Source organism: Novipirellula artificiosorum (genome assembly GCF_007860135.1).
Classification (GTDB): Bacteria; Planctomycetota; Planctomycetia; order Pirellulales; family Pirellulaceae; genus Novipirellula_A; species Novipirellula_A artificiosorum.
In genome coordinates, this window is record NZ_SJPV01000010.1 from 261,011 (window position 1) to 279,421 (window position 18,411).

General features: G+C 54.7%; 10 protein-coding genes. 2 read left to right on the forward strand and 8 right to left on the reverse strand.

The window, feature by feature from the left end; all coding sequences use genetic code 11:
- The first annotated feature begins 56 nt into the window (after positions 1-56).
- The gene (locus tag Poly41_RS24185; RefSeq protein ID WP_146529728.1) at positions 57-398 is read left to right on the forward strand and encodes a Rieske (2Fe-2S) protein; all 342 of its coding nucleotides are present in this window, start codon (positions 57-59) and stop codon (positions 396-398) included.
- A 4-nt stretch (positions 399-402) separates the two neighbouring features.
- The gene (gene polA, locus Poly41_RS24190; protein ID WP_146529730.1) at positions 403-3,198 is read left to right on the forward strand and encodes a DNA polymerase I; all 2,796 of its coding nucleotides are present in this window, start codon (positions 403-405) and stop codon (positions 3,196-3,198) included.
- A gap of 23 nt (positions 3,199-3,221) precedes the next feature.
- Here the strand turns inward: polA and Poly41_RS24195 are convergent, their stop codons facing one another.
- From Poly41_RS24195 to Poly41_RS24225, 8 genes are read right to left on the reverse strand one after another with little or no spacing between them, the layout of a single operon-like run.
- A complete protein-coding gene (locus Poly41_RS24195; protein ID WP_146529732.1) occupies positions 3,222-4,337 on the reverse strand; it encodes a leucine-rich repeat domain-containing protein in 1,116 nt (371 codons plus the stop codon).
- A 49-nt stretch (positions 4,338-4,386) separates the two neighbouring features.
- Complete coding sequence (locus Poly41_RS24200; RefSeq protein WP_146529734.1) at positions 4,387-5,802, reverse strand: sulfatase-like hydrolase/transferase; 1,416 nt, start codon at positions 5,800-5,802, stop codon at positions 4,387-4,389.
- 12 nt (positions 5,803-5,814) lie between these two features.
- Complete coding sequence (locus tag Poly41_RS34340; RefSeq protein WP_197231594.1) at positions 5,815-5,991, reverse strand: hypothetical protein; 177 nt, start codon at positions 5,989-5,991, stop codon at positions 5,815-5,817.
- Positions 5,992-6,015: 24 nt separating this feature from the next.
- Entirely contained in the window at positions 6,016-7,128 is a 1,113-nt protein-coding gene (locus tag Poly41_RS24205; protein ID WP_146529736.1) for a prenyltransferase/squalene oxidase repeat-containing protein, read from the reverse strand.
- 3 nt (positions 7,129-7,131) lie between these two features.
- Positions 7,132-12,783 (reverse strand): hypothetical protein, encoded by a 5,652-nt coding sequence (locus Poly41_RS24210; RefSeq protein ID WP_146529738.1) that lies wholly within the window; start codon positions 12,781-12,783, stop codon positions 7,132-7,134.
- Between the two features lie 5 nt (positions 12,784-12,788).
- Entirely contained in the window at positions 12,789-15,176 is a 2,388-nt protein-coding gene (locus Poly41_RS24215) for a VWA domain-containing protein (protein ID WP_146529740.1), read from the reverse strand.
- Entirely contained in the window at positions 15,173-17,485 is a 2,313-nt protein-coding gene (locus tag Poly41_RS24220) for a BatA domain-containing protein (RefSeq protein ID WP_146529742.1), read from the reverse strand. The genes Poly41_RS24215 and Poly41_RS24220 overlap by 4 nt, the downstream gene beginning before the upstream one ends.
- Entirely contained in the window at positions 17,482-18,384 is a 903-nt protein-coding gene (locus Poly41_RS24225; protein WP_146529744.1) for a DUF58 domain-containing protein, read from the reverse strand. Before Poly41_RS24225 ends, Poly41_RS24220 begins: the two co-directional genes overlap by 4 nt.
- Positions 18,385-18,411: the final 27 nt, after the last annotated feature.

Below are 18,411 nucleotides of genomic sequence, written 5' to 3' on the forward strand. Positions count from 1 at the left end.
ACCACAAAGGTTCTTCACGCTACACCGGAATCAACGAAAAGAGAGGGAAAATCCAGATGAATCCGTCCGAAGCATCGCGTTGGATCGACGTTGGAAGTTCCAACGATCTGTCGGAATCGCAGGCTGTAGAAGTGGTCGCTGAGGATCAGGTGATTGCCATTTTCCGCCAACGAGGCCAGCTCTATGCTATCGACGGTGTTTGCGCTCACCAAGGTGGTCCGATCGCAACAGGCGAGGTTCACGACGGCTGCGTCACATGTCCGTGGCACGGATGGCAATACGAATTAGCAACTGGAATTCAAACCATCAATAAGAAACCACTGCAGCGAGTTTTCCAGGTACGTGAGCGCGACGGACGCATTGAAATCGGCATCGACGACGAATCCTACACCCCATAATGATATGACAAACGATCTGTTTTCGAATCAAAAAAAGCTGTTCCTCCTCGATGGAATGGCGCTAACGTATCGCGCTCACTTCGCTCTGGTGCGCAGCCCCCGCTTCACGTCCGGTGGAATCTGCACCTCCGCCGTCTTTGGCGTTCTCAATACCGTCTTGGACCTGATTCGCCGCGAAGAACCCACGCATTTGGCCGTCGCGTTTGACACCTCGGAACCCACCGAACGACACGAGGTCTTTCCCGAATACAAGGCACAGCGCGAAGCGATGCCGGAAGACATCTCAAAGCAGTTGCCCTTGATCGACCGGCTGTTTGATGCGCTCAACGTCCGCACCATCCGACGACCCGGCTACGAGGCCGATGACGTGATTGGAACGCTCGCTCATCAAGCCGCCGCGAAGGGATTCCAAACGTGGATGGTGACTCCCGATAAAGATTACGATCAATTGGTCACTGATGACATTTTTGTCTACAAACCAGGCCGAAAAGGAGGCGACAACGAGGTTTTCGGAGTCAAAGAGGTATTAGAAAAGTGGCAGATCGAGCAAGTTAGACAGGTCATCGATATCCTTGGATTGATGGGGGATGCGAGCGACAACATTCCGGGTGTTCCAGGCATTGGACCCAAAACCGCGCAGAAACTGATCGCCCAGTATGGATCGATTGAGAACCTGTATGAGCACATCGATGAATTGAAGGGGAAACAAAAGCAGAATCTGCAGCAGAACCATGACAAAGCGATGCTGTCCAAGCGGCTGGTGACGATCCAGTTGGATGTTCCTCATGATGTTGACATCGATACGTTGGCGTACAAGTCGCACGACGCCGAGACGCTTAAGGCGTTAATGACAGAATTGGAATTTGATGCGATAGGCAAACGACTGTTTGGGAAATCGTTTTCTGCGGCATCCGCTCGAGCGAATGTGGTTCGTGAAAAACGCGAATCGGAGATCCAGGCGACACTTTTCGATGAACCGATCGAAGAAAAAACGATTCAAGAGACCCCACATCACTACGAGACGGTTTACGACGCCAAACAGCGTGCCGATTTGATTGCGACACTGTCCAAGCAATCTTCGATTTGCTTTGATACGGAAACAACCTCACTTGATCCGCGGTCGGCCAGCCCACTTGGCATCTCGTTCTCCTTCCAGCCACACAGCGCTTACTACGTCGTCGTTCCCCAAAATCCAGAACAGGCTCAAGCGGTCATCGACGAGTTTCGACCCGTTTTTGAAAACGAACAAATTGAAAAGGTCGGCCACAACCTGAAGTACGATCTCTCCATGCTCCGCTGGAATGGATTCGAAGTACGCGGCGCACTGTTCGACAGCATGCTGGCGCATTCCATGAAAGAGCCTGAGATGCGACATGGGTTGGATTATCTGTCGACGTTGTACTTGGGCTACCGTCCGATTCCCACAACGGATTTGATCGGCCCCAAAGGCAAGAACCAAAAGAACATGCGTGATGTTCCGGTGGAACGAGTGGCCGAGTATGCATGCGAAGATGCAGACGTGACACTGCAAGTGTCAAACATCTTAAGAACGGATCTTGAGAAATCGGGCGTCGACACGGTTTGTTATGACGTCGAATTTCCACTGGTTTCGGTTTTGGTGGACATGGAACACGAAGGCATTCGGCTTGATACCGACGCACTCGCAAGCTATTCGCAGCAACTCAGCGGCGAGATCGAAGAATTGCAAGGCAAAATTTTCGAATCGGTTGGGCATGAGTTCAATATTGATTCGCCAAAACAGTTGGGGGTCGTGCTTTACGATGAGTTGCAGCTTGAAACAAACCCCAAGAAGACGGCAACGGGACAGTATTCAACACGAGAATCCGAACTCGAACGGTTAGCGGGCAGGCACTCGATCATTCGCGATGTCTTGGATTATCGAAACGCAAGAAAACTGAAGTCGGTTTACGTTGACCAGCTGCCATTAGCGGTCAACGAAAAGACGGGCCGCATCCACACACGTTATGATCAGGTTTGGACATCAACCGGGCGGATTCAGTCCAACGATCCGAATTTACAAACCATCCCGGTACGTAAACAACGCGGCCGTGAAATCCGAGCTGCGTTCGTTCCTCGTAATGACGATTTCTTGTTGCTCTCGGTCGACTATTCACAGATCGAGTTGCGAGTGATGGCGGAACTCAGTGGTGACGAAGCCATGCAGGAAGCGTTCCGAAGCGGCGAGGACATTCATACCGTTACCGCAAGCAAGGTCTATAAGGTCGAAATCAACGAGGTAACACGCGAGATGCGTGACAAGGCCAAAACGGTCAACTTTGGGATCATTTACGGCATTTCCGGTTTCGGCTTGCAGCAACGGTTGAACATCCCGCGAACCGAGGCAAACGAGTTGATCAAGAACTACTTTGAGAAGTACTCGGGTGTTCAACGGTACATCGACGACACGATCGCGTTTGCAAAGAAGCACGGTTACGTGGCCACGCGAACCGGCCGTCGTCGATACATTCGCGACATCAACTCGCAGAGCAAAACGGTGGTCAGTGCGGCCGAACGCTTGGCGATGAACAGCCCAATCCAAGGCACCGCAGCGGACATGTTGAAGTTGGCGATGATTAACGTGCATCGCGTCTTACGCGAGGGCGGGTTTCAAACGAAAATGCTGTTGTCGGTTCACGATGAAATCGTATTTGACATGCACCGATCCGAAGCGGAAACGGTCATGCCAGTAATCGAAAACGCGATGAAGACGGCGATGCCCATGAGCGTGCCGATCGAAGTCGAAATGGGCGTCGGCGAAAATTGGCTCGAAGCCCATTAGGGCAAGTGCGATTTGTCGCGACGCTATTGGCCCGCGATGTACTTCAATTGAATCTCGGTGTTAGGCAATTTCTCCTTTAGCTTGTCAACACCCTCTTGAGTCACCGCCGTTCGAGTGACTTTCAGATCTTTCAATGAAGAAAGACCTTCGAGGTGCACCAGTCCCGCGTCCGTGATTTGTGTCGAGCCGAGATGCAAAAAGGTCAATTGGTTCAGTTTGCTTAAGAACTGCATTCCCTCGTCACTAAGACGTGTATTGTCCAAGTTCAAGGATTCGAGTGCTACCAAGTTGCCGATCGGTTTGATTCCAGCATCGGTCACGTTCACTCGCCATAGATTCAGCTTTTTCATTTTGGCCAGCTCGGCAAGCGGTTGCATGGCTTCATCCGTCAGCTGCGCGCATTCGCTCATATCAAGTTCTTCCAATTGCTTCAAATTCACGAACGCCGCTGTCCCGTCGCCATCAATCTGAGTCTGAGCGATTCGAAGCTTCTTCAGACTTGGAAACGAGGACATCACGGCAATCGCCTCGTTGCCAATCGTTGTTTTGGCCATGTAGAGTTCTTGCAAGTTCTTCAGCCCCTTGATTTTCGCAAGTCCGTCTTCGCTAATCCATAGAAAATCAAGCCCGAGCACTTTCAGATTGGTTAGCTGGCCAATCGGCTCCATTCCGTCATCACTAACACTACACTTCCCATTTTTTCCCGACAGTTTGAGGGCTTTGAGTTTGGCGAGCGACGTTAGCGACGCCACCCCCTTGTCACTAATGCCGCATTCACGCAGGTCTAAATTCTCCAACGTTGCGATCTGGCCAACCGTCGTCATCATCTCATCGGTGACGTTGGAGTCAGCCAGCAGCAAGGAACGCAGCCTCGGCAATTTCTTCAACGGTTGTAAATCAGTGTCAGCGATTTCCAGGCCACGAAAATCGATTTCGATGATCGCGCCATCGCCATCTCGGCGAAGCTTCTCCGTTAGCGCCTCGACTGCGGCGGTCGCAGTCGGGTCATCAAGAGGTCGTTCTGTGACGACTTCCGCCGCCGCTTCCAACTTCTTTGTGGAGTCCGCTGTGGAGGGTGCTTGCGAGTCACACCCGACGCAAACAAGCAAACCGAGAAAAGAAACAACGGAAAAACGCATCGCAATGCTCCAAAGGTAAAGAAACGGGCCAAGGGGGGCGAGTGTTTTGTCAGGGAGCAACCATCACGTCGGTCGCTTCGCTGTCACGTCGCAGTTGTTGATGAAAGGCTCTTAGTTGCTCATGGTAGCTTCGAAAACCATAAAAGAAACTGGGCTGGTTGTTCGAGTTCCACTGAGTAAACGCGTCGGTCAATTCAGCGACCCTCTGCGGGTGCGTCTCGGCGAGGTTGTTGGATTCCCCTTCGTCGAGCCCCAAGTCGAACAGCATTGCCTTGTCGTTGGCGAGAACGAACTTCTCGGAACCTTGGCGAACCGCGTGTAAAGCATCTTGGTGCGTTCGCCAATATAAAGCGTCGTGGGGACGAGTCGTTTTTTGACCCGTTGCATAGGGAACCAAGTTTACGCCTTCCAGCAGGTCGTCTGGGTCTGCATGACCAAGTTCAAGTGCGGTTTGTGAGACATCGAACGAAATCACGGGATCATCGAAGACCTTTCCAGCGGGCAACGTTCCGGGCATGCGCATGACAAACGGCACATGGATGCCCCCTTCGAACACATCACCTTTCGCACCACGAAAGGGGCCGTTGTCCGAACCATTGCTGCTCTCAGGTCCGCCGTTGTCGCTCAAGAAAACAACCAACGTGTGATCGCGATCGCCCGAATCGTCAATTTTCTGCAGCAGGCGTCCGATTTGGTCATCCATGCAGGAAACCATTGCTGCATAGGTCCGTCGCTTCTTGTCTTTGATGCTCTCAAATTGCTGGATCTTGTCTTCCGGAGCTTGCAGCGGAGTATGGGGCGCGTTGTAAGCGACGTATAGAAAATAGGGCAAATCGGCTGATTGGTCGATAAACCGGATCGCTTCGTCTGTCAGAACTTCGGTCAAATAGCCGTCAAAGGCGACAGGCTTGCCATTGTCATCGATCGCTGCTTTGTAGTTTTCGTGCAAAGCCGCTGTGGTGTCGACTGTAAAATAGTCATGGCCGCCCCCCAAGAATCCGTAGTAGAAATCAAAACCGCGACGGAGCGGATGAAATTCGCTTGCGGCACCGAGGTGCCATTTACCGACCATGCCCGTTCGATAGCCGACCTGTTTCAAACGTGATGCGATCGTCTTTTCGGACTGGGGAAATCCCATCACATGGTTGTGCGGATCAAATGGCATGTTGTTGACATAGCCAAATCGATGTTGGTATCGCCCCGCCATTAAGCCAGCTCGCATCGGACTGCAAAACGGATGTGACGAGTAACCGTTGGAAAAACGCACGCCGTCGCGAGCGAGCGAATCGATATTCGGCGTCGGAATATCTTGACAACCATTGAAACCAACGTCACCAAATCCGAGATCGTCGGCCAACAGAATGACCAGATTGGGGCGTTCGGAAGCGTCGACGTTCGCCGCAATCACTGCAACAGAAAGAACGAGAACGATAAACTGGATTTGAATTTGAATTCGAGGCGTCATGCTGTCTACTCGCTAGTATTGGGTAGGTAAAAGAATAGAAAGCTCGGCTGCCTTCGAATCATCACCCTCGATTCGTTCGAGATGCAGTTCGAGCGATTGCTCGCCGGTTCCTTCAAGGTGCTCGACGCGAAGGGGATGCAGCCCCGATTTGGCTCGGAACATCCCGCTGGCAGGGGTTGCTGAAGTCATTCCGACTCGATGCTGTAACATAAATTATCGTTGATAGATTGGAAGGTAATGGTAGCGGACGCTTAAACTGAGCACGGCCAATGACGTGGCGTAGACGGTCCCATAATTTTTTTCTTCGCCACCCGCGGCCCACCAGGAACCGTCGTTGCGTTGAGCGTCTAGGAGCAGTGATTCGACCATCAATTGGGACGTCTTGGCGGCTTTGCCACCTACTTGATGCATGCCCTGAGCATAATAGTAGATTCCGTAGAAGAAAAACCGTTCATTGGTTTGCGGCGGATGCTGTAGCAACCACTCCGCCGCGCCGGAAACCATCGGGGAATCGTACAAACCACACACCTGCATCGCGAGCAAGCCGGCGGACGTCATGGTGAACGTGGGTTGGTGCGACCCCGGTGTGTAGGTGAACCCGCTCACCTCGGGAACCTCATTGCTGCGCCCCCGGCGACCTGCGTAGGAAGCTTTCAAGTAACCGATCGCAGCATCGATCGCTTCGCCGGGAATATCCAAACCGTCGTTCTTTGCACTCCGCAGCGCCATCAGTTGCCATACGGATACGCTTAAGTCCGAATCGTGGCTGGTCGGAGTGTATCGCCATCCACCTCGATGCGATTCGGGCTTAGGCTCTTGCTGGGCGGCCAAAATGAGTTGCAATGCTGGGACCAGTGAAGCGTGAATGCGAGTGTTCTGTTGGACGGTCGCTCCCATCCCGAGCACTTCGGTCAGCATCAAGGTGATGATTCCGTGGCCATACATTCGCGATCCATCCGATTCTCCGAAGTAGCCCTTCGCATCTTGGTGATTCGGCAGCAGGACGAAATCGATCGCTCTTTGCATCGCCTTGCCCAGCGCCGATGCATCACCCGGTTGAGTTCCAATCGACGCCATCGCCATGATCGCCAATGCGGTCATCGCGACATGGTGACTGCGATCGGCAATGGCTCCGTCGTCCCGCTGGCTGGCGGCCAAGTGGTTTGCCCCTTGCTGCACCGCTCGGTCCACTCCATCAGCAATGTACAGCGTGCTGAGGGGTTCTTGAGCCTTGACGGGGGAATGACCGATCCAAAACGCTCTTGCGCAACTCGCAGCGACCACGGATTGAAGGACATGCCGACGATTGAAGGTTGAATGCGTCATGGATCACTCTTGTGCCGCAGCACGTTGGGCAACGGCCTTGAAATAAGCTTCGATCTGCGATTGATATTCCGGTGGCCCGAGCGAGGCCTCGCTTTCAATCGCATCATCCGTTCGTCGCTCGCGTAGCTGTCCCCATGGAGTTCCTTGACGGTCAACGCCGCGTGCATCCAGCATACCACTGTCGCCAGCGATCGTGGTCGATGTCGACCGCGTGGTTGGGTCGGGCAATGGTGAGGATTGCCGAGCGGCATTGGAGTCGCGGTCCTGTGCTGACGATAGGGAGGAGGCGTCGATCTGACGCTGACGCTCTCGGGCCAGTTGTTGATTCTGTTGATTCATCGCGGAGGCAAGCGTCTGCGATTTGTCTGCAGCGCTGGGTTGCTGGCCGGGCTGTCCCTCGCCGGACGAGTCACCTTGTTGACTCGATTGGCCGTTTTGAGCTTGCTGCGGCTGGCCGTTTTGAGAGTTGTCCGCTTGCGAGTTTTGAGCAAACAGGGATCGGTCGAGATCATCGAGCGTTTCTGCCAATTGTCGGGCCCGCTGTTGGAGAGTGTCGTCGGATGATGTCTTCATGCCTTGGGCGGCGTCTTGAGATTGAGCCTCGGTCGGCGATCCCATCGCCGACAATTGATCGGCCTCTGCTTGCAATTTTTGGGTTGTTTCCGCGATCTGTCGATCGGCGATCGGCGATGCTTCGGCATCCTGCGCTGCCGCAGCGATGCTCGCCTCGGCCTTTTCGGAGCTTGCCACCGCGTTGGTCTTGACCGACTCAGCCGCTTGTCTCAACCTTTGCTGCATTTCAGGCTTCTCGAGTCTTCCCTCGTGTCGCGCCGCCCGGGCTAGCTGCTCCGTTACCGCTTCGGTTTGTTCGGTAATGAAGGCTTGCTGCTGCTGTGCGGATGTGGCCGATGGAGTACTCACGCGAAAGGAATCAATGTCTTCTGCTTGCGTGGCAATTGTGGCGATCTCATCCTGAATCTCTGCCAACTCTTCCTCAACCTGATCCACTAATCTGGCCGCCACTTCTGCCGGTGGGTTCTCGCTCGGTAGCGGCTCAATCCGCTGCTGTTCGATCTCGCGTTTGCGACGATCAGCATCGAGCTGCATTTGTTTTGCGAAGTCTTGCGATTCTCTTGCTGCCTGTTCTGCGTCTTCTGCTTGTTGCAGTCGCTGGTTCGCACGAACGAGTTCGTCCCGATGCCATGGGTTATCGCTATTCTTTTCGAGTTGCTTTTGCGAGTTTTGGATGCTTTGTTTCGCTTCACGCTGCTCACGTTGTGTGTCGCTGATACGTCGTCTTGCATCATTCTGATGTCGCGACCACCGGCTGGCTTCGTTTTGGGCTTCACGACTGCGTTGGTTGCGAGACTCCGTTTGTACTTGTTTGGCATCGCGTTCGGCGCGATCCCGAGCCTCCGGACGCTCGTGAACAGGCTCCGCCGCAGATTCTTGTGCCTGTTCTTTAATACCGGCCATCGTTTCCCTGGTGGCATCAATCGCATCACTTGCTTCCAGCGCTGCCTGCTCGATCTCGGACAGCAGCCGATCCCCCGACGTTTCACGTCGCATCGTTTGCGTGGTTTGTTGAAGCGTTTCTCTGGCATCGATCACTCGTCGGCGAAGTGCGTCCTGCTTGGCCATTGCTGTCGCTCGATCCGCGCGATTGAGCAGTGCATCTTGAACGGTGCCAAGCCGAGAGGCGAGTGCCTCGAGTCGTTGCTGCATCCGCGTTTTTCGCTCTCGCAGTAGTGGATCCGATTTCTCAAATTCATTGTTGAGCGTTTTCTCTTGTTGTGCTGCGTTGCCGAGGGTTCTGGCGGCATTTTGGACAGCCTGCTCGGCGATTCCTGATAACTCTTCCTGCATCGGCACATTGCGTTTGAGTTCATCCTCGAGTCGCTTGAGCAGTTCCTCCGGCGAGCTACTGGCCGTTTTGGCCATCGCCTCTGCTTGGTCGAACTTCTGTTGCAACTCCTGATCACTCTGCAATGCATCGGCCGCTTCTCGGATTGTTTGACGAGACCGCGTAACATCTTCGCCAGCATCGGCACGTTCGAAATGTTCTGCCGTCTGCTCCAATGATCGCTTCAGTTGTTCGAGTGCGGCGGAGGCCTTGTCCAGATTCTGATGACGCTGTGTGTCTTGTGGTGATTGCTGTGCCGCTGCCATGCTTTGCTCGGCTTGTTGAAGAGCGTCACCGATTTGTGCCGATGCGGCATCCGCGTCGCGAGCGAGTTCCCGTTCGGAGGTTTCGGTCATGTCTGTGCGGTTGGCTCGGTCGGCAAGCGCCTGCATCGTTTCGGCAGCAGCTTGCTCGGCGGCCTGCTGTTCACTGGAAAGCTGCTGCACCGTCTGTGGCGAATCGTCTGGCCGGTCGTCGGTGCGTTGCTTGGCTTCGGCTGCCTGTTCGGCGGCACGGCGAGCTTGTTCGGCGAGCGTCGGAACGTACCGCATGATCGTATCACGAGCGTTGACGGCCGCCGGTTCCAAGTCCTTGACGGCTTCGGCCAAATCATCCGCAATGGTGTTGAGCCAGAGTTCGGCGGAAAGCGGGGGGTCTCCCGACCATCGACGCTGCGTGATTTGATGGTTTGCCTGGTTGTAAGCGCCACTGTTACGAATGCGATTGACCGCTTCTGCCAAGGATGGATCGACGCCATTGTGCCGCATCCGCTGCGATCCATCTTCTAGCCCAATACGAATCCGTTCGATCCAATGCGGATGTTCGATGCGTGCGTCCGCGTAAGCCGCTAAACGCCGTTCCGCTGCGAGCAGCAGGCTCAATTCATCGTGCCATATTTTTGCATCATGAACGCTCTGTATTAAGGCGAACGCCTTGGCAAGTTCGTCGTGAATCGGAGCCAAAGCATTCCCGCGATAATCGACAAACCCGTTCTCGTTCACATTCTTCAATGCGCGTTGCATCAATTCGCTATCGGCAGCATACGGGAGATCAACATTGGGTCGCGACCGATGCAGTCTCTCATTCTGCTCAAGCCGACTAAGGTAATCCGTGAGCTGAAATTGATACAACTCGCGTTCCTGATTCGCTTTTCGAGAGAGAACTGCAATTTGCTCGGCATCGTCAGACAACTTGATTTGATCGCTTGCCGACATCGATTCTCTCCCGGCCTCATTGAATCGATTGACCAAGTCGCGTGTGGAGGCAATCTGCCGGTTGACATCGCGGATCTCGTTGCGAAGCCTTGATGACAAGTCGCCATCAATGATGCTGTCGTCGCGACGATCTTCCAATTGCTCGAGGAAATCTTTCACCAGAGCTCGTAGGTTTTCGTCGCCGGGCGGGTTGCTTAAAGCGTGGCGAAACTGGATCTGCCACGAATCGGAGTGATCGAACCACGTACCGAGCCGATCCAAAGTAAAATCGGGTAATTCCTCACGATATTGATCGATGAAGCGATCGATCGATTCAAGTCGAGCTTGAGCCAATTTGACGTATCGAGGAAGACGTTTCGTCGAAATGGAGGTTTCATCATCGACGATTGGCAATAGACTCTGGTACAACGACGCAACGTCGGTGAGTGTGCCCACAGCGACTTGCTGGGCTAACAGATAGCGAGCGAGATTCTCGAGCCGAGTCAACTCGTTACTGATTCGTTTCGGTTGTCCTGCAAGATCAGTCCGCCGCTTCTCGGAACGCTCGTCCGACTGTGACGCTTCTTGTTTCGATTGGAACGTCGCCAACCTGAATTTTGATTCCAAATCGATCACGGCACGACCGAGGAGTTCCAGATTGGTGGCTTCTGCATCATGGACGCTGCCAAGAAGTGCGGTTTTCAAATTGCCCAGTAGAGCCTCTTTACTTTGTCTCCACTGGTCGAATGGCTTGGCGTCGGTTTCCCCGTCGATCAACGCGTCCTTGGTTGGTTGTCGACCAGACGGCAGCAACCCTTGCGAAGCAAGCTGTTTCCCGCTGTTGGCCCATGCGATTGTCTGCTTGACAAGGTCATGTAGCGCATCAACTCGTGCATGACGATCTTTGTCAAAGGTCTCGTCGAGAATCAGAATCTGAACTAAGCTCGAGACGCCGCGTTGGCCACGGCGATCCATTGCGGCAAGACGAAATTGAATCAAATCGCCATGTTTGAATTTCTCCGATTCTTGAATCGGATCGTCACGATGCAACAGGTCCCATTTCCACTCGACCGTCAATGCCATCGCTGCCTCGCTCACTGCAAGTCGCTGTTCTGTAAACAGCCCCGCGTTGACCGAGTATTCTTGTTGAACTTGATCGATCGGTACGTCGTCCTGAACCGACGCAGCAAACGTTAATACATCAAGAGGCGACACCAGCATTGTTGATGGGGTTGGCTCCTTCCATCGCACGATCGGGGGCGAGTCCATGACGGGGGTGATCGTGTATTGAGGGCTAAAGGGGTTGTCGAGTTCCGATTCGATACTGATAGCATCCACTTGGTACTGCGCCGGCGTCTTGATGGGCAGTGAGCCCGTAAACGTTTGATTGGACGAGTCGAGGGATTCCAACTCGACGATCACGCCTCGGTTTCCAAATCGAAAGCTCGCATCACGAACAGGCTGATCAAAATGGACGGTCAGATGGGCTGTCGTTCCCGCGAGTGATTTCAGGTCACCGTGCTCACTTGTCTCTAGTACATCTTCGATCTTAGTGTACGAAGGAAACTCATACCGTTTTTCAAATCGTGTCACTCGAGGCCGAGGCAGTGGCTTGAGCGTATGCCACAAGGTCACGGCATCACCAGCGAGCACACGATAGCGAACTTCGCTGGAGCCGACTCCAACATTCGCGGCGAACTGGGCGTTTCGGTTCGAGTTACCTTCCGTTTCCGTGGCACCTTGTTCGCGATTCTGGGTCGATGCGTCCGTTGTCGAAGTGATCGATCGAAGACGCGATTGGCGGGACAACATGGGAGCATCGAAGGAATCGTCCTCAGTCTCCCACTGCAACGTTACCTCATTTGTTGTTCTGCCACCAATCTGAACGACGATTGCAACGGCATCACCTTGGGCCACATAGCGACTCGGTGGCGAGGGCTCGAGGATCGTGACTCGCGTTTGCGAGGCACGCTCGATCGCAGCGATCGGCAATGCGGCGCGAGCCAAGCGACGGCTGAATTGCAGCGACGGCACCGACATTAGTAGAAAACAGACAGCGAACACGCCGCCGCCAACCAAGAGCCATCGTCGAACGAGCTGCATCGGCAACAGCTTCTTGATATCCAGCAGCAATAACCGCCGTGCCACGATGGATTGCAATCGATCTCGCAGTTGGGCCGACCCATTTGCGAACTGCGGATCCGCCAACTCGACGGCAGACAACAAGTCATCGCGCACGCGTGGCTCCGTTGCTTCGAATTGCCTCGCCAGGTCACTTGGACTAGGACGCCGCAAGTAGCGAAGTCCGAAAAACCATAGCATGGTGGCGGTGAAAGCATACGCAGCAAGGCTCAACAGAAATCGAGCATAACCAGGAACCAACCACAGGTAATCGCACAAGGCCACAACGAGGATGGAAGAAAAAAACGCGAGAACCGCGACTGCGAAGCATCGAATTGCGACCAACCATCGCCGGCGCCTTGCAAATTCATCAAGCGTATCTGCCGTGATCGGATCCAGATCGGTGTGATCATCAATGAGACGTTCTACGGTTGACATCTTGGTTAAACTAACCCCACCCGTTTGCGTAATAGCCATTCCATCGTCAACAGGGATACGATCAGCCAAAACCAGTAAAAAGATTGCCAGACCAAAATATCGGATTCGACAATGGAACCGCTCGAAAGCGGCTTGAGGCGATCGAGCAACTCCTCCGCCGAGGATTCATGGAAGTACTGGCCGTTGCCCCTTTCGGCGATTTGCATCAGCGAGTTTCGATCAAGGCTAACGCGAGTCAACTCGCGAGTGTCAGCCGTGCCGACCCAAATCGGAGCGGATGCTTGCAGGGCGGTGGAGTCAAAGCCGCTCGCGCGAATGCGGATTTCATACTCACCTGCTTGCAGTGGCCCGGTCTGACCTTGGTACGTTCCACGCGATGGGTTGTCGCTGACCAAGGGGACGGTCATCACGATCTGCTCACCAGAAATCAACAAGGCATCAACCGTCGAATCGCCCATCGGTTTGCCTGCGGGGTCTTGCAAACGCACTCGGATCGTTGACGATTCCCCTGTTCCATATTCAACCTTGTCGGTCCCAAGAGCCACAAAAGCATCGCTGGCAGAGTAGGGAGGCTGCATCACCGCGGCGAATAATTGGTTCCAAAACCTGGCGTGCAATTGGTCCGCTACCTTGTATCGCCACCGCCACGTTTGGTCCGAGGAGAGGTAGACAACTCGTCCGGCTCCGAACAACCGCGTGACCAACCAGGGCGAGGGCGAGTTGTCGGAAAGAATCACGCTGGCCCAAACTTCGGCACCCGCCTGAGCCCTCACGGGTGTAGCGTATTGTGGCGCCGGCAAATGATCCCACAAGGTTGACGCCTCGAAAGGTGAATTGACAAGGTTGAGCACGGGGCTCTCGATCCCGACGCCGGTTGGAACGACCTTTGTCGCACGTCGTGTCGCAGGACCAAGTTCAAAATTGACGGGAATCAGGTCCTGCAACTTCGTTTGTGCCAATTCTCGTACTCGGCCATATCGACCATCGATGATCACCAACCCACCACCGCGTGTGACAAATTGCCGGATCAAGTCTACGTCTGCATCACGGACTTGATCGGTCGGCAGCTCACCCAACACAATCGCGTCATAAGCCGAGATCGCTTCGATCGTCGACGGGAACTCGCCGGCACCTTCGCCTCGGTTGAGCGTGGGCGTATCCGTCCCCGGTCCAAAAATCAACGTATCCACTTTCCAAGCAGGATCGCGTTCGAACAGGTTGCGAATGTAACGGATTTCCCAACGACTTGACCCGTCGAGAATCAACAAACGACGGTCACGCGTTGACGCCGCAACGCGAAACGCCATCGCGTTGTTCTTGGAGAGGATCTGCGGGCTGCTTTCCGGCCCCACAACGAGCCGTGGGCTTACACCCGCCGCATCGACGATCGCTCGCAAGTCCAACGGGACCGCACCACGACTGACGCCGCGAGGCACATCCCCTCTCGCTGCCTTGACGAGCGGTTCAACATCCAGTGTAAACGGCACTTCCTGGTCACCGTCCACATCCGGTGTGATCTGTTGCGACCAAACGACCTCCCCTAAGTGTTCAATTCGAATATCAAGGGGCTTACCGGAGAGCCCAACGTGTTTGACGAGGATGTGTCCCGCCAACTGCCCGTCGGCAGCCACCGAATCAGGCCGGATCACTTGAGCGATTCCTGCGTCAGCGGGTTCATCTTCGGATCCCATCCCCAACGTCATGACCTGCATCTGACTCGACGCCAAACGCTGTGCTGCATCGCTTGGCGACGCTCCCGTATTGTGGCGGCCATCACTGATGATCACGATGGCGGATTGCACAACGGATGGATCGGAGCGATTGGCGTCTCGATTGATCTTTCTCGACGAAGACTCAAGTGGGGAAGCCAGATTCGTACGGGTTCCGGAAGCGTTAAGACTGATCGCCGATTCCAACGGTTCGCGATCCATCATGGTCGACCAAACCGATGCAACACGCGACTCGTCGAACGTGACCAGTTCGACGTCGTGTGTTCGCCTCAGTGCTTCGACCAAACCAGGGTACTGCTCATTGCCAACCAACAACCGGATCGCCCGATCCAGCCGCGAAGGTGAAGACGCGGTTGCAACGCTGTCGGTCACCGACATGCTCTCGGAGGTGTCGATGGCAAAAACCACTTTTCCCAATGTTCCAACAATCTGGCGCCGGTGCCAAATTGGACCTGTCAGAATGAAGATCACCAAGGCAACCGCAGCCCCTCGCAACGCAGGCAATAGATAGGAATGGGGGGCAGCGAGGTGGCGCGTTTCGCGTAGGTAGAACGCCATCACGGCGGCTGCAGCAAGAAGTGCGACGCAAACGACTCCCGCGACAGGCAGGTCACCAGCAAACCGAAGCGATCCGAGCGGCAACGGGAAAAATAGCAAGATCATGCCAGCTCTCCAACCCGAAGCGGATCATTGGGGCCGGCCGATGGCGGCTTGGGGGGCAAACGCTTGGGTGTCGAAACCTGTTGAATCACCATCTCCAAGATCATGGCAATCAACAGCGCGACCAACAAGCCGCGCCAGATCTCGCGTCCAAAACGACGCGTCTGTTCAGCCGATTGGATTTCATCTGCTCTTTCGTAGACTGTCGCTGAAACTCGTTCCGCGAGCGCCGATAATTGCGCCGGCGCAATCGCTCTCAAACGGGACTCTGCCGCTGTGATTTCTGCCACTCGCACCGTGGACGTCATGTTCACTTCGGCCTCGCTCGGCTTCGCGAATTGACGGAACCGGTACACGCCGGGGGCCGAGGTTTGTTTCCAGACGATTTCCTTATCTGTCTCGATGACCTCCACGGCAAACTCCGAAGAGTTGGGGGGTTGGACGGTAAAGCGTCGCTGATGGAGTGGCGGTATTCTGCGATGGTCGCCCGGGGTGTCCCCGCTGGCGAGAGTTTCACCAGCAAACTCGTTGAGCGGAACCACCATGGGTTGTCCCGTCATGACGGTCATCAATTTACTGCTTCCAATTAGATCCAGCACCAGCTGTTGCATCATCGGCAGGTAAACGCGACGCAGTGGAAGCGACGACCAACTGGCATCCGCGGGGATCGCGAACTGCACGATTCGCCCGCGTCCTCGGCGAGCCGAAACGACCAACGGGTCACCATTGTTCATCGACAGCAGCACCGTGCTGGATTCTTTTTCTGCTTCAGACGACCGGCCGTTCAACGTTAATTTCCGATACGCATAGACGTCCACTCCGCTGAGAGGACGCTGATTCCCTACGGCGAGCCGTTGCCACGGTTGATACTTTGAGTTTACGGCTCCGATTCGCATCGGATGGTCCTTCCCCGAAATCCGGTCGCCGACGATTTTTCCGATTTCGGCAGGAAGAACCAACGCTGGAGGATCACGATCCACGTTGCTCCGATCGTCCGCTTGGTTCAGGTTTTCGCCATCGAATAGGACCAGGGACCCGCCGGCGAAGACAAAGTCGGCGATCCTTTTCTGTAGCGCGGCATCAAGCGGAGCGACATTTGCCAACATCAAGATGTCTGGCGGTTGGTTTCGCATTTGCTCGGACAACTGGTCGACCCGAACGACCGTTGCTTTGACCGTATCCACCTGGTCTTGTTGAGCAAAAGCAAAGGGGCTCAGCGCAATCGCCAAGAAATCAGTTTCACTCCCAAGCGACGCCTTGCTCGGTTGCCCATCCGCCAACAAGACCTCGATCTCCTCGATAGCCTCGACCGCAATGCTGCGTCGATTATCCTCGACCAAGGCGTCGGCGAACTCAACCGCAACGGCGACTTCATGCGTTCCCGCCTCAGAAATCGAATGAACGAAATTCGTCAGAGCTGTCGATCGAGCTGGAAGTGAAATCGATCGTGATGGTTGTTCCTGTCCGTCGACTGACCAAGTGACACGCAGGTCATTCAGCATCTGATCGCTGGCGTTGCGCACGCGTGCGGCAAACTGAGATTGGCGATTGGGAACGATTGCGGGGGACAGTGCTTCGACCGAGTCAACCGAAACGTTGGAAAGCGATTCCAGATCAGCACCGACATTCCAAAACTGAATGGTCGGTGATGCAGGATTGTCGCGAAGCTCAACGGCAAATGCACTTAGCATCTCGCTCGAAGCAGCATCAAAATTCGCGTCCTGGAAATCGGAAATGATCAAGACGCGACGCTGCGGGTGCGAAGCCTGCTCGGCGGCAGCCACCGCGGTTCGAATCGTCTGCGCGACATCAAACGGGCCGTTTGTGTTCTGCAAACTCTTGACCCGTTGAATCGCATCCTCGATTCCCATAGTCGCCGGTAAGCGATCGATTTGGCTTGTCTGGATCCAAACAATTTCGTCTCGTCGCGACAGACGAGATAGCAACGCCGTGAGTTCGTTTCGGAGTCGATCGATTCGAGACAATCCCGACTCATCGCGCGCGGACATACTAAGGGTATCGTCGACAACAATCACAAGCGACTGTGGGGCGTCACCGGGCAAGGCTTGAAAGTGCGTCAGGACGGGGCGTGCTAAACAGAATGCCAGCAGAATGGGTAGTAAACAGCGCATCAGCAAAAGCAGTAGCTGTGTCCATTGCAATCGGCGTCGATTGATTCGGACCACGGGCTCAAGCAAATGCATTGCGCCCCACGAAACCGTTTTGAAACGACTTCGGTAAAACAGGTGAATGACTAGCGGGATGGTGAATGCAGCTGCACCCAACGCAAGTACGCTGTTAATCAACGTCATCCAATTCGTCTCCGCAGGGCAACGTATTGATGCAATGCATCATCGAAGGATTGGTCCGTACGCAGTGGCACCAAGTCAACTCGATTGCGCCGACACAAATCGCGAAGTTGAGTGAGGTGGGTGTCAAGCCGATCGAGGTAGGCCGATCGGATCGACGCGGCATCGACGGTTTGGTCCTCAGCGGTTTGTTCCAAGTCGCGAAACTGAATCCGTCCCGAGAACGGAAAATCAACTTCATCAGGATCGAGAACTTGAAAGAACACGACTTCGTGTTTTCGTGAACGAATCTGTGCGAGCGAACGGCCGAGCGATTCAAGGTCACCCATCGCGTCCGACAAGATCACCACCAATCCACGTCGCCCCATTTTGGGGACGACCGTCGCCAAGGCACCACCGAGATCCGTTTCAATGCCTTCGGGAGTACCGACGAGCGCCGCCAACACCGCTTTCAAATGAGACGCTCGACTACGTGTTGCGACGATGTTGCGTGGGATGCTGTCGAAGGTGATCACACCAACGCCGTCTTGTTGCCCAAGCATCAAATAGGCGAGTGAGGCGGCGAGCCGTTGGGTGTAGTCATCTTTGCTTAACCCGCCGCCACGGTCACCTCGGTACAACATCGATCCGCTCCGATCGACCAACAGGGTGCACCGCAGATTCGTTTCTTCTTCGTGTTCTCGAATGTAGAGTCGATCGCTCTTGGCAAACGCTTTCCAGTCAATGTTCTTCAGTTCGTCACCACGAACATAGGGGCGGTGTTCCTTGAATTCGACACTGAACCCCCTATGGGGCGAACGGTGCCTACCCGAGCAGAATCCTTCGACAATCCCACGCGCAAGCAATTGCAGCGACGCGACTCGCGAGAGTTGTTTCGGTGAGACAAGGTCAAGGATTCGCATGAACAGGGAGCGCCATGGGTGACGGGA

Coding starts and splice junctions, on each gene's coding strand:
- Poly41_RS24185 (WP_146529728.1), top strand. CDS start 57: ATGAATCCGTCCGAAGCATCGCGTTGGATCGACGTTGGAAGTTCCAAC.
- polA (WP_146529730.1), top strand. CDS start 403: ATGACAAACGATCTGTTTTCGAATCAAAAAAAGCTGTTCCTCCTCGAT.
- Poly41_RS24195 (WP_146529732.1), bottom strand. CDS start 4,337: ATGCGTTTTTCCGTTGTTTCTTTTCTCGGTTTGCTTGTTTGCGTCGGG.
- Poly41_RS24200 (WP_146529734.1), bottom strand. CDS start 5,802: ATGACGCCTCGAATTCAAATTCAAATCCAGTTTATCGTTCTCGTTCTT.
- Poly41_RS34340 (WP_197231594.1), bottom strand. CDS start 5,991: ATGACTTCAGCAACCCCTGCCAGCGGGATGTTCCGAGCCAAATCGGGG.
- Poly41_RS24205 (WP_146529736.1), bottom strand. CDS start 7,128: ATGACGCATTCAACCTTCAATCGTCGGCATGTCCTTCAATCCGTGGTC.
- Poly41_RS24210 (WP_146529738.1), bottom strand. CDS start 12,783: ATGTCAACCGTAGAACGTCTCATTGATGATCACACCGATCTGGATCCG.
- Poly41_RS24215 (WP_146529740.1), bottom strand. CDS start 15,176: ATGATCTTGCTATTTTTCCCGTTGCCGCTCGGATCGCTTCGGTTTGCT.
- Poly41_RS24220 (WP_146529742.1), bottom strand. CDS start 17,485: ATGACGTTGATTAACAGCGTACTTGCGTTGGGTGCAGCTGCATTCACC.
- Poly41_RS24225 (WP_146529744.1), bottom strand. CDS start 18,384: ATGCGAATCCTTGACCTTGTCTCACCGAAACAACTCTCGCGAGTCGCG.